At 70.0% G+C, this 12,415-nt stretch carries 12 protein-coding genes; 8 read left to right on the top strand and 4 right to left on the bottom strand.

What is annotated here, in order from left to right:
- Together ACVBD7_RS05370 and ACVBD7_RS05365 are read right to left on the bottom strand one after the other, a co-directional pair.
- A complete protein-coding gene (locus ACVBD7_RS05370; protein WP_458096471.1) occupies positions 1–936 on the bottom strand; it encodes a 2-hydroxyacid dehydrogenase in 936 nt (311 codons plus the stop codon).
- 3 nt (positions 937–939) lie between these two features.
- Positions 940–2,055, bottom strand: a complete 1,116-nt coding sequence (locus tag ACVBD7_RS05365) for an extracellular solute-binding protein (RefSeq protein WP_458096470.1) — start codon at positions 2,053–2,055, stop codon at positions 940–942.
- Between the two features lie 126 nt (positions 2,056–2,181).
- On the opposite strand from ACVBD7_RS05365, the gene ACVBD7_RS05360 reads away from it, so the two are divergent.
- The 4 genes from ACVBD7_RS05360 to ACVBD7_RS05345 all read left to right on the top strand — a co-directional run bounded on the left by ACVBD7_RS05360 (position 2,182) and on the right by ACVBD7_RS05345 (position 6,415).
- Positions 2,182–3,501: an NAD(P)/FAD-dependent oxidoreductase gene (locus ACVBD7_RS05360; protein WP_458096469.1), complete on the top strand. Its 1,320-nt coding sequence runs from the start codon at positions 2,182–2,184 to the stop codon at positions 3,499–3,501.
- Positions 3,501–5,111 (top strand): amidohydrolase, encoded by a 1,611-nt coding sequence (locus ACVBD7_RS05355; protein WP_458096468.1) that lies wholly within the window; start codon positions 3,501–3,503, stop codon positions 5,109–5,111. Before ACVBD7_RS05360 ends, ACVBD7_RS05355 begins: the two co-directional genes overlap by 1 nt.
- Before the next feature lie 74 nt (positions 5,112–5,185).
- Positions 5,186–5,737, top strand: coding sequence for a peroxiredoxin (locus ACVBD7_RS05350; protein ID WP_458096467.1), 552 nt, complete (start codon positions 5,186–5,188; stop codon positions 5,735–5,737).
- Positions 5,738–5,911: 174 nt separating this feature from the next.
- On the top strand, positions 5,912–6,415 hold the full coding sequence (locus ACVBD7_RS05345) for a hypothetical protein (protein WP_458096466.1): 504 nt from the start codon (positions 5,912–5,914) through the stop codon (positions 6,413–6,415).
- Positions 6,416–6,481: 66 nt separating this feature from the next.
- Here the strand turns inward: ACVBD7_RS05345 and ACVBD7_RS05340 are convergent, their stop codons facing one another.
- The gene (locus tag ACVBD7_RS05340; RefSeq protein ID WP_458096465.1) at positions 6,482–7,150 is read right to left on the bottom strand and encodes a hypothetical protein; all 669 of its coding nucleotides are present in this window, start codon (positions 7,148–7,150) and stop codon (positions 6,482–6,484) included.
- 179 nt (positions 7,151–7,329) lie between these two features.
- On the opposite strand from ACVBD7_RS05340, the gene ACVBD7_RS05335 reads away from it, so the two are divergent.
- From ACVBD7_RS05335 to ACVBD7_RS05320, 4 genes are read left to right on the top strand one after another with little or no spacing between them, the layout of a single operon-like run.
- Entirely contained in the window at positions 7,330–7,944 is a 615-nt protein-coding gene (locus ACVBD7_RS05335; protein ID WP_458096464.1) for a hypothetical protein, read from the top strand.
- Positions 7,941–8,297, top strand: coding sequence for a hypothetical protein (locus ACVBD7_RS05330; RefSeq protein WP_458096463.1), 357 nt, complete (start codon positions 7,941–7,943; stop codon positions 8,295–8,297). Before ACVBD7_RS05335 ends, ACVBD7_RS05330 begins: the two co-directional genes overlap by 4 nt.
- Before the next feature lie 24 nt (positions 8,298–8,321).
- Positions 8,322–8,756 carry a hypothetical protein gene (locus tag ACVBD7_RS05325; RefSeq protein ID WP_458096462.1) on the top strand — a complete coding sequence of 145 codons (435 nt, stop codon included), beginning with the start codon at positions 8,322–8,324 and terminating at the stop codon, positions 8,754–8,756.
- Positions 8,753–9,190, top strand: coding sequence for a hypothetical protein (locus ACVBD7_RS05320; RefSeq protein WP_458096461.1), 438 nt, complete (start codon positions 8,753–8,755; stop codon positions 9,188–9,190). The genes ACVBD7_RS05325 and ACVBD7_RS05320 overlap by 4 nt, the downstream gene beginning before the upstream one ends.
- Positions 9,191–9,194: 4 nt before the next feature.
- Here the strand turns inward: ACVBD7_RS05320 and ACVBD7_RS05315 are convergent, their stop codons facing one another.
- Entirely contained in the window at positions 9,195–12,404 is a 3,210-nt protein-coding gene (locus tag ACVBD7_RS05315; RefSeq protein ID WP_458096460.1) for a YhdP family protein, read from the bottom strand.
- Between the last annotated feature and the right edge of the window lie 11 nt (positions 12,405–12,415).

Genomic DNA, 12,415 nt, shown 5'->3' with positions numbered 1-12,415 from the left:
TCAGTAGCCCCGATCGGGATCGTAGAGATTGGGAAGCGGCCCACCGGCCTCGAAGGCCGCGATCGCCTCGGCAACGTAGCGCGCCCGTTCCCGCCGGCGCGCGACGCTCGCCACATGCGGCGTGACCGTCACCTTCGGATGCGCCCAGAGCGGGCTGGCGGCCTCCAACGGCTCGGGCTCGAACACGTCCAGCACCGCGCCCGAGAGCTGCCCGGAATCCAACGCCGCCAGAAGATCCGACGTGACCACATGCGCCCCGCGCGCGGCATTCACCAGCGAGGCCCCATGCGGCAGCTCTGCCAGCAACCGTGCATCCACGATGCCCGCCGTCTCCGCCGTTGAAGGCAGCAGGCACACAAGTACCTGGCTGCGCGCGAGGAAGGCGTCTAACTCGCCCTCGCCAGCGAAGCTCTCCGCGCCCTCGACATCCTTGCGGGACCGCGACCAGCCAACCACGCGATAGCCCAGCCCGCGCAGCATCGGCACCGCGGCCGCCCCAAGCGTGCCCAAGCCCATGATGCCGACCGTCAGGTCGCGTGCTGTGTCCTCGCCCACCTTGTAGGCCCAGTGCTCCGCGGCCTGGGCCAGCGCAAAGTCGCGCCCGTGTCGCAGCAGGTGCAGGCAGGCCCAGGCGATATATTCGCCCATGCGCTGCCCCGTCTCCTCGCCACCCATCCGCACTAGCGGCACGGCGCGCGGCCAGTTCGGGTCGCGCGTGATGTGGTCCACCCCTGCGCCGAGGGAGAAAATCACCCGCAGATTCGGCAGACTGGCCAACCAGCCCGGCTCCGGGTCCCAGGCAAGCGCGTAGCGCACCTCCTCGGGCCGCAAGGCCGGCTCGTCATAGGACCGGGCCACCAGGCCCGGCCGCATCTCGCTCAGCAACTCACACCAGTTCCGGCGCACATCGGCGCCTGCAGCCTTGACCAGAAGCATTGATCAGCCCGTGATGATGTCGATCACATCGGCATTCAGCTGGGTGTAGTTGTCACCCCACCAGTTGCCGTCGAGCGTCACCTGCTGGCTCGCGTTCTCGGGATCCGTAGGGTTGAACCGCTTGAACTCCGCCGGCACCAGCGCGGCGGCGCGCGGGTTGGTCGGCCCGTTGCCGAGGAACTTCAGCAGCTCCACTTGCGGCTCGGGATGCGCCAGCATGCTTGCCAGCAGCCGCTGTGTCGCCACCCCGCCCGGCGCTCCCCGCGGGATGACAAAGATGCCAGCCTGCAACAGACCCTGGTTCCAGATGAACTTGATGCGCCCGTTGGTCTCCTGCTCCAGAACCTTCGCGCGGGTGTGCCAGATTTGGCCCATCACCGCCTCGCCCGTCCGCATAAACTGCTCGCTCTCCGAGCCGCTATTCCAGAACACCGCGTTGCGGCGGATCTCCCGCAACTTTGCCAGGCAGGCGCGGGCATCGAGTGGATAAAGATTTTGCGGGTCTTTCCCCAGCGCCATCTGCGCCGCGTCCAGCACGGCAAGCGCGTCGCGCCGCATCAGCCGCGTACCCGGGAACTTCCTGGCGTCGTAGAAATCCGCCCAGTTCTGCGGCGCCCCGTTGGGGAACTTGCTGCTGTCATAGGCGAGCACGGAGGAAAAGGAGTAGGGCGCCGCCCCGTATTCCAGCGTGAAGGCCTCCGAGATCGCGTCGCTCTTCTTCACCACGTTGTAGTCGATCTTGGTGACCAGGTTTTGCGCACCGAGCACGCGCGACGAGGAGGAGGAACTGTCGCACAGGTCCCAGGTGACGGAACCGCTGTCCACCATGCTCTTGATGCGCCCGGCCGAGGGGCCGGTGCTGTTCATCGCCACCTTGTATCCGGGGTTCGCCGCCTCGAACGGCGCGCCATAGTTGCGGGCGAAGCCCTCATTGGCGATGCCGCCCCAGTTGACCATCACCAACTCCCGCGCAGCTTGCGCGCGCGCATCGCCGGCGGACGCCAACGGCGCCAGACCCAGCGCGCCGAGCGCGCGCAGCGCCGTGCGTCGGTCTACCTTGCCTGTTTTCACGGCACGGCGCGCCAGATCGACGCAATCTTCGTGGAAGCTCTGCAGCATCGGTGCTCTCCCCTAGCCTCCACCCCCTTGCCCCGAAGGCGAGGCGGGGCGACCCTGTCCCAGCGTGAGAACGTCGTCAGCAAGTTTGATACCAGCCATTCTGACCAGAGCACGGGCCCCGACGCAATGAGCCATCCCCTCTTCGCCGAAGGGTTCAAGACCACGCCCTGGTGGTGGGAAGCCGCCGAGCCTGCGCAACGCCCGGCCGACCTGCCCGATCACGCCGCCGTTGCCGTCATCGGCGGCGGCTATGCCGGCCTTTCCGCCGCGCTAACCCTCGCGCGGCTTGGTCATCGCCCCGTCGTGCTGGATGCGGAGCGGATTGGCTGGGGCGCTTCCTCCCGCAACGGCGGCATGGTCTCGGGCGGCCTCAAGCTCGCCTCCGCCGACCTGTCGAAGGCGCACGGAGCAGAACGCGCGGCTGCCATCGCCCGCGACGCCGCCGCTTCCTTTCCTTTCCTTGAGGATCTGATCGCGCGAGAGTCGATCGCCTGCGACTACATCCGCTGCGGCCGGTTCGCCGCCGCCTGGACCCCTGCCCATTACCGCGCCCAGGCCGAGAAGGCCTCCTTCATCGAGACGGCAACCGGCCTTCCCGCCTCCATGCTCCCGCGCGAGCGCCAGCGCGAGGCACTCGGCAGCGACCACTATCATGGTGGCATGCTCGCCGCCGCAACCGGCAGCCTGCACCCCGGCAAGTATGCGCGCGGCCTCGCCAACGCCGCTGCCGCCGCGGGCGCCACTCTCGTCGACAGCACACGTGTTGAGGGCATTGCCCAGAACGGCAGCGGCTATGTCGTGAAGACCTCGCGCGGCGCGCTCCGTGCCGACGCGGTGCTCGTCACCACCAACGGCTACTCGCTGGACGACAAGGGCCGCAGCGCCATGCCCTGGCTCGCCCGCCGCCTCATCCCCGTCGGCTCCTATATCATCGCCATAGAAGCACTGCCGACGGATACCATCGACCGCCTTTTTCCTGGCCGTCGTATGATCAGCGACACGAAGCGCGTGCTGAACTATTTCCGCCCTTCGCCGGACGGCACCCGCGTTCTCTGGGGCGGCCGCGCCTCCTTCGGCCCGACCACGCCCGAGCGCGCAGCCCCCGTGCTGCACGGCTTCATGACCGATGTCTTTCCCGAGCTAAAGAACACCCGCATTACCCATTCCTGGACAGGCAACGTCGCCTTTACCTTCGACTTCCTGCCGCATCTCGGCACGCAGGACGGCATCCACTACGCCGCGGGGTGCCAGGGTTCCGGCGTCGCCATGGCGAGCTGGCTCGGCCACCGCGCCGGTCTGCGGATCGCCGGCGCCGACAACGAGCCCTTTGCCCTCGCCGACCTGCCCTTCCCCACCGCCCCAACCTATGGCGGCCGCCCGTGGTTCCTGCCCGTCGTCGGCGGCTGGTACCGACTGCGCGACCGCATGGACAGGATCGCTGCCTGATGCACCCCGACCTCATCCTCCTCAATGGCCGCGTCGCGACGATGGACGAGGCAGGCGATTGCACCGCCTTCGCCGTGCTGGATGGCAAGTTCATCGCCACCGGCAACGATGCCTCAATCCGCGCCCTTGCCGGCCCTGATACTCGCGTGCTGGACGCCAAAGCCCGCCGGGTCATTCCCGGCATCATTGATGGCCACAACCATCCCGATGCCTATGCCGTCCGCCTCCTCGGCTGGACGCTCCTCTCGCCGGACCGCATCCGCACCCGCGTCGAACTGCTCGACACGATCCGGGCCCGCTGCGCCGAACTGCCCGATGGACGCTGGTTCGCTGGCTACCGCCTGAACGAGCGCGCCTCCGGCGGCTATCCCAGCCTCGCCGAGCTCGACGAAGCCACAGGAAACCGCCCCCTCTTCATCCTCCGGACCGACGGCCATCTCGGCCTTGCCAACACTGCCGCTTTCGCCGCCTGCGGCGTGACCCTGCAAACGGACGACCCGCCCTTCGGCCGTTTCGACCGCGCCGACGGCGCCTTCACCGGCCTGGTGCGCGAAACCGCCGCCCACGTCTTCCTCAACGCCGTCCACGGCCAGGACACGGAGGAGGACATCGCGGCCGGCATGGAGATGGTGCAGGACGAATGCCTCTCCTACGGCATCACCTCTATCGCCAACTCCCTCTGCCCCTCCAAGGCGATCCGCGCCTATCAGGCGATGAAGCGCGAAGGCCGCTGGCGCCTGCGCATGGGCATCATCGCCTCTGGCCGTGAGGAGGGGCTGATCGACGCTCTGATCGCCTCCGGCATCCAGTCCGGCTTCGGCGATTCCACCCTCCGCCTCATCGGCGTGGAGTGGTGCCCGGACTGCTCCACCTCCGGCCGCACCGCCGCCTACTACGCGCCTTATCGCGGCACTCCCATTCCCGGTGAGCCCGTGCCCAACACCGGCATGCTCCTCTACGGGCTGGAAGACCTCACCCGCCGCGCCACCGCCGCTCACAAGGCCGGCCTGCAACTCCTGATTGAAGGCGTGGGCGACCGCGGCATCGACTTCGCGCTCGACGTGATGGAGGCCGCCCTCGCTGCCCATCCCGTCATCGATCACCGCATGAGGGTCGAACACTGCTGCAACGTCACGCCCGAGATCCTGGCCCGCCTCAAGCGCGGCGGCTTCGTGGACAGCTCGGCAACCGGCTTCATGGACGAGCTGGGCGAGGCCTATGTCGCCCATCGCGGCCAGGAGGAGATGCGGAACATGTGGCCGCACCGCTCCCTCATCGATGCCGGCGTCCCCGCCCCCGGTCATTCCGACTTCGCCGTCTGCCGCGTGAACCCCTTCACCGCCATGGCCGCCATGGTGAACCGCCGCACCACCTCCGGCGCCGACCTCGATCCCCGCGAGGCGATCACCCCGCGCGAGGCTCTCGCCGCCTACACCACGACCGCTGCCTGGGCGCAGCGCGAGGAGCATGAGAAGGGCCGCATCGCCCCTGGCCTGCTCGCCGACTTTGCCATCCTTGCCACCGACATGCTGGAAGGCGATCCCGGCCGAATCGCGTCCACCCGCGTTCTCTCCACGCATGTCGGCGGCGTCGAACGTCACCGGGCCTGACCGTCACCCGTCTCTCAGCCGGGGGCGCGCCTCCGCCGCGGTGTATCGCCCGGCAAACCCGTAGGGATTAGATTATGCTTACCGTCGGCGACCATTTCCCCGCCTTCCGGCTGACCGCCGTGCAGCCCGGCCCGAAGGGGCTGGACCCGAGCACCGCCTTCACCACTGTCACCGAGGCCGACGATCCCAACAGATGGAAGATCATCTTCTTCTGGCCGAAGGACTTCAGCCTTCTCTGCCCGACCGAGATCGTCGCCTTCGGCCGGCTGACCCGTGAGTTCGACGACTGCGGCGCCACCATTCTCGGCGTCTCGATCGACAGCGAGGTCGTGCATCTAAACTGGCGCCTGCACCACCCGGATCTGCGTGATCTCCCCTTCCCCATGCTCTCTGACATCCGGCGCGAGCTGTCCCAGGCCTGTGGCGTGCTCGACCGCGCCGAGGGAGTGGCGATGCGTGCGACCTTCCTCGTCGACCCCGAGGGCATCATCCGCCATGTCGGGGTGAACGATCTTTCCATCGGCCGGAACCCGCAGGAGGTACTGCGCATCCTCGACGCGCTCCAGACCGACCAGCTGTGCCCCTCCAACTGGCAGAAAGGTCAGGAATTCCTCGGGGCGTCCTGACCCCTCCGCTCGAAACCGCTTTTGCCGAGGTGGGCGGCACCATCCCTCCTCCGGACTGCAACCCTCGCGCGATTGTCACGCCGGCGGTCCTTGCCGGAACGCGGCCGCGCGTCTCCATTCCCCGCGGCGCGAACCGGACCGCAAGGCGGCGGGCGTGCCGACCGGGAGAACGCGATGACCACACGGCGCAACACCCTCGGCCTCGCGGCCGCCCTCGCCGCCATGCCGGCGCTTGCCAAGGCCCAGGGCACGATCGGCCTGGCCGAGCGGCGAGCCATCGCGGCTTATCGGCAGGAAAAGTACCCGGCGATTGAGCAGGGCATTCAGCAGGCGGCGGGTTTCCCGGTGCCGGTCGAGGTGGAGTGGGACCAGCTCACCCTGCCCGGTGACGCCCAGTACTACGCGCGGGACGACTATTTCGGAAAAACCATCTTCGAGCCGCTGACCGCCGCGCTGCGCAGCATCACGGCGGACGCGATGGGCCGAGAGGCCCTGCGCGCCAAGCTGCAGCGCATCCTCATCCGCTACGACGAGCGCACGGCGCCCGCCTCAAACTATGCGAACGGCGTGGCCTTTCAGGGCGGCGCGCTCGACATCAACTGGCGCCCTTACGCCAACACGGGCGACGTGCAGGAGCGCACCCAGGCGATCACTCAGCTGCTCGAGAAGAACATCTGAGGCGGTCCGGAGCGGGAGGCCATCGCTCCCGCTCCGGACTGCGCTTGGGTGACGATCCTGCCCTGCTCAGGACCAGAAATCGCGCCCGAGCAGACGCCGAAGCCGCCCATGGATCGCGCGCAACCGGTCCCGCGCTGCAGCGGCCTGCCCGGCCAGGACTGCCGTATCAAGGCACCGGCCGGCATAGGCTGGCGGCGGCCCCTCGCCGTCCCACTCCACCAGCCGAACGGTCCCGCGCCCTGCGATCATCCGCAGTCGCCAACCCTGCTCCAGATCGTCCAAAACCACCGCGCCCGGCGCGGCGCCCTCAGTCCTGCACAGTACGTCCAGCACCGCGAGAGTGTCGGAAAGGGTGTCATTCCACGGCCAGGACGCCACTGCCTCCTCCCCTTCGAGAATGAACGGCCGAATCGCAAAGAGGGGGGAAGCCTTCTCCAGCGCCCTGTCCTTGCCATGCGCCCGGACCACGCGGATCACCCGCTCGTAATGCTCGGCCAGTACATCCTCGCGTCCCAGCACACCCGCGCTGGCCATCCCGAACCTCGGATGCAGCGGCAGGTCCGGCCTCGGCAGCGGAACGCGCTCGGCTTCCCACTGCGCCGCGGACATCCCGTTCTCCGGCCCGACATAGACGCTCTCCGCGATGACGAAGAAGGCGTCGCAGAGCGGTGCCGGGACCGGCAGCGCCGCAACGAGCCAGGGATCGTCCTCTGCCGAAGAAGTCTCCGTATCCATGCCCTGTTCATTGCCCGGCCCGTCCGCCATCGCACCCCACGATGCGGAGAGCAGGCCATGCAACATGCCGCCCCGATCACCGCCATGTCATTGCAGCGCCGGCTCGCCCGCCATCGACCCGCGCCTCCTGACGGACAAGAAAGGGCGTGCGGGCGAGCCGGGAGCAGGACGCGATGAGAATGGAGGGGGAGATTGCGTCGGCCGCAGGGCCGAGCCGGTACTCACTGCAGGTACCAGCCCTGAGCGAGAGAGATCATGCGCGCCTCCAAGCCGTTCTCCTTCGCGGCGCAGCCCAACGGCCGGACTGGCGCCGTCGCCTGGGCGGGCTTGCAGCGGGCAGCCTGGTCGGTGCCGCCGCGGGTTTCCTTGCTGCCCACTGGGATATTGCGGCCGAGCTCTGGATCACGAGCGGGCGGACAGGAGGGGTTTGGAGCCTGGAAGGCCCCGGTATCCTTCTCGCGGTTCTCGCCGTGGTGCTGGCGACGATGCTGGCGCTCACGGTGATCCTGACCTCTCGGCAGCGTCGCGCGATGCAGAGCCTGCACGCCGCGGGCGGGGAACTCTATGGCCCGCACGAGTTGGTACTGGGCGAGCACGGCCTGCTCTGGCGCAATCCCACTCGCACCCTCCTCGTCCCCTGGTCGCGCCTCACCGGTGCGGTGAGGACAGGCGGGCTGCTCCTTCTCATCGCCGACCGGATCAGCGCCTTCTGGCTGCCCGAGGCGCTCATCGCGTCTCATCCCGACCGTGCGGGGCTCGAAGCCCTGCTCCGACAGCACACGCAGCTGCCATGACCCGCACCCGCCTGCTCTCCACCACCTTCGCGCTCTTCCTCGCACTCGCCGCACCGGTCCGGGCCGCACAGACGCTGGAGGGGCAGTGGTGGATCGTGCTCGGCAGCTCTGCCGCGCCCGAGAGCCTGCCGCGCGACTTTCCGGAGGCGAACCGCGCCGCAGAGGCAGCCCGCCGCTGCGGGGTCGAGCCGATGAGCGACTATTCTGCCAAGTTCGAAAACTTCGCGCCCGAGCTCTACGTCACCGTCGTCGGCGGTTTCACCACGCGACGGGAGGCGGAGATGATGCTGGCCCGGCTGCAGCGCTGCGTGCCCGATGCCTATCTCCGCCGCGGCGGCTATGGCGGTGAGTGACGGCCGCCGCGCCGGACGCGCCCCATGATCCTCGCGGCGCGACCTGCGATCTGGCTCGCCCCGCTCGCGATCGCGGCCTACATCCTCCGTTTCCTGTCGTCCTGGTTGCTGCTGGAGCGCGTGGGCGCGGACCGCTTCGACCCGCACGCCTTCGGGCTGCTGGGCGACGGCATGCTGCTTCTCGCGCTGACCCTGCCGCTCCTCCTCCTGCTGTGGTGGATCCTGGGGCGCCGCCGTCCTTGGCGTGGCCTCTTCGCCCACGGGCGTAGCGGGGGATGGACCGTGCTGTCCGTCCTCCTCCTGCTGCTCGTCGGCAGTCCCACGCCCGGCCAGGCCTGGGCCTTCATCATGCTGCCCTTCCGGGACCACTGGCCCGTGCTGCTGGCTGCCCTTCTCTGGTTCGCCACCTGCGCCGTGCTTCGCGCCCTGGCGGTTACGCCGCCGGAGGCCTCCCGATGACGCACGAGCAGCTGCATGGACCGACCGAGAGAGATCGTCGCGCCGCCCATGCCGCCGCGGCCCGCCACCGCCGCAATGGGCCGGCACCTCCCTGGTGGGCCGAGGACGAGGCCCTCGCCCTCGCCGCCTCAGACCCCCGCAACGGCCCCCTCACGCGTGCAGCCACCTGGCTTGCATGGGCCTACAACCGCTCACCGCTCCGCGTGTTCCTGGATTTGCCGAGCATGCCGCTCCTCATCGCCGAAGGCATACTTCCACCGGTCTGGCGCCGCCTCGCCTTCCTGCTCCTGCCGACCGACCGCGCCGCTGCCTACCGACGGGCAGCGAAGGCCGTACCGGAGCGCAATTCGGGCTGGATCGGCTGCCTCGTCGTCCTGCCGGTCTGGGTGAGCCTGGCCGCCCTCACTTTGTGGGCCCTGCTCGCCACGCTCTGACCCGTCACTGGGGCGCCAGCAAACCGCGCAACGCCCCCGGCGCCAGCAGCGAGAGCGCGTCCACCGCGAAATCCGGGTCGTCCATCTTCCCCGTCACCCGGAAGTTCGCCGCGAACAGCCCGCCATTGCGCTCCGCCGTGAACAGCCGCCCAATCCCGGGGATGCGGCCCAGCGCGCTGTTTACTGCATAGGACGGCACCACTGTTCCGCGCAGGTCCAGCCGCTCCGCCTGGCGCAGCACCCGCCCCTCGAGCGTGATCCCAAGCGAGGCCGAGACCGCCCGCGCCTCCGTCAGCGTCAACGCCTGGGGCGTGAGGGTGAAGGGCGCGCTGGCCACGGTGAATCGAAGGCCTGGCCCGCGCACCGCCTCGGCGATGCCGTAGATCGACAGCGCCTGCAGCAGCTTCCCGATGGAGGCCGCCTCCCGAACCCCGAACTCGCGCAGCTCGGCCACTCCCGTCAGCGGCGAGTCCGGCGCGTTGCCGGCCCAGGTGCCGGAAACATGCAGCGCCCCACCATCCACGGCATCGAACAGGCCGAGGTCACGCAGCAGCGTGCCGAACCCTTCCGCCCGCGCCTCCATGGCGCGCCCGGCCCCACGTGGTACGACCGCCGCCTCGAATCCGCCGCCTCCCACCCCGCGCCCGCTCGCGCCAAGTTCGCGCAGCACGCCCCGCCGGTCGATGAACACCACCGCCCGAAGCGGCGCCAGTTCCCGCCCTTCCTCCAGCCGCACGCGGTCGAAGGCGGCGTCCACGCGCAGCGGCGTGGACTCGCCGGAGCCGCCACCCTCCCCGCCCAGGTCGCGCAGCAGCCCCCGCGCATCCAGCATCGTGCCCCGCACCCGAATATCCCAGGGCTCGCCGGTCGAACCCGGAGACACCACGCGTCCCGAAAGTCGGCTCGGCCCGATCCGCGCCTCCAGCACATCCGCCGCCGCAAGCGCACCGCCACGGCCGAAGGACACCCCGCCGCGCACCGAGAGATCCGGTCCCTCGATCCGCAGCCCCTCCACCGCGACAAGCGCGTCGCCCCTCAGCCGCACCACCGCCTCCGCGCTTGCTGGCGCACCGGCGGGCTTTGCGTAGTCGAATGGCTTCAGGGCCAGCCGTGCCTCGCGCAAATCCGCCCGCAGCGCCGCCCGCGCCTCACCTGAGCGGCGACGCTCCGCCTGCACGGAGAAGCCAAGCGCTCCGCCGAGATAGGGCGCCGCATCCACCCCCAACCGCGCTAGGTCGGCCGCGGTCGCCCGCCCCTCCACCTGCACGCGTTCCGTCACCTGGCTCTGCGGTCCCGAGCGGAAATCCAGTTCCGCCTGCACCCGCCCGGGGATCGCCCCGAGCCGCGCCGTGCCGCCGACCTTCATCCCGTTCACGTCCACCGCGACGTCCAACTGCGCCCGGTCCACATCCTGCCCGGCCACTACATCGGCAATGCGCCCGTTGATGACCCGGCCCTGCACGCTGATTCGCAGCTGGTCGATCGGCAGGTCGCTGATCAGGGGTAGCCCGATCGAGAGCCGCGCATCCACCGTGCCCCCTGCCTGGCCGAGTTCCAGCGGCCGCTTCTCGAACAGATGCAGCCGCGGATGGCGCACGAGGTTGAGCACGTCGTTCAGTGGCCCCGTCACCCGCCCGTCGATCTCGGCCTTCTCGGCATCCGGCAGCGCCACGCCCAGGTCATAGATCCGGATTCGCGCCTCCGGCACCGCCAGCGCCGTGCCCTGCTGGCGCGCGGCCCGGGCCTGGATCACCACGTCCTTCTCCGAGAAGGTGACCGTCCCATCCACCCCCTCGAGCGGCGGGATCGGGCGCAGCCAATGCACCGTCAGCCCCTCCGCCCGCAGTGTGCCGCCCGCGCCGGTCAGCCGCCCGCCGGAGAAGTCGGCCGCGGCTTCCCCTTCCGCGAACCACTTGCCGTCGCGCGCCACGCCCGCCGTCAGGTTCTCGGTGATCCAGACCCGCGCCCCCTCCGCCACACCCGGCGGCCAGTACAGGCTGAGATCCGCCACGGCGATCGCGTCCAGCCCCAGATCCATCCGCCCCTGCCATAGGGCACCGCGCCGGTCGGCCCGCGCCTGGGCAGTCACACGCGGCGCGGGCCGCCCCGGCGCGCCGGCAGGCAGCGTCAACTCCAACCGCTCCAGCGCGATCTGCTGCCCATCTCCCGTCAACACCACGGTAGCCGCGTTGAACGCCGTGCGCCGGTCGCCCGAGATGATCCGCCCGGGCTCTGCGCGCAGTTCGGCGCGGCCGGAGAAGCCGTCATTCCCGAAATCGTACCGCCCGGTGAAGCGCGCCCCGAGCGCGGAATCCAGCATGGCCAGAGGCGCCAGCGAGGGCAGCGCGCCCGCAAGCGCGGGCGGGCTGACGGAATCGATCTCGACCGAAACCTCGGCCACCGGCGGCTCGCCCGAGGACCGCCCGTTGATGCGGACGGGGATCTCCTGGCCCGTCAGCCGCAGCGCACCCGACCCCGCCAGCGCCGTCTCGCCGCCCTCGCCCCGCGTGACCGTGAGATCGGCACGGTGGATCGCCCAGGCCAACCGCAGCGGTTCGTCCCGCACCTGCACCAGCGCGCCCTGCACCCGCAGCTCGCGCAACGCGACCAGGGGCGAACCTGGGTCTGGGGCGCGAAGCAGCCGCGCGATCGTCTCCGTTGTCGCCTCGGGATCCGAATCAGCCTCGTTCGCCGCCTCGGGAGCCTTCCCCGGATCCGGTACCGCACCTGGAACCGGCCCCGACGATACGCCAAGGTCGATCGACAGCGCGCCCGCCATGTCCCGCCGCAGCAGCGCCACGGGCTCTCGCAGCAGCACGGTTTCCGGTGCCACCACCCCGCGCAGCAGCGGCGGCACCGCTACCGTCACCTCCGCCCCGGCCAGGGAGGCGCGCGTCGCGCCGGCCCCGTCCACGGCCCGCAGGCCGTCCAGCCGAAGGAAAACCGGCCGCGGGGCTCCATCCTTCCAGCCCTCCCAGGCCACCCAGGCCTGCCCGAAACCGAAGCCGAGCCCAGGAGCCAGCACGCCCAGCCGCTCCGCGAGCGCCGCGTTCACCGCAGGGATGGAAGGAATAGCCAGCGGCCCCTGGGCCAGCCGCCATCCCAGCGCCGCCAGGCCCAGGCCGGCGAGGATCACCGCGAGCATCGCCAGCCGAATCACGAAGGAGACCGCCTGGATCAGCAGCCCCCCCACTTGACCGAGCAGGCGTGTCACGCGTTGCCTCT

This window comes from Roseomonas sp. WA12, from assembly GCF_054165765.1.
Note: the sequence above shows the minus strand (reverse complement) of the source record. Positions and strands in the feature narration are given on the sequence as shown.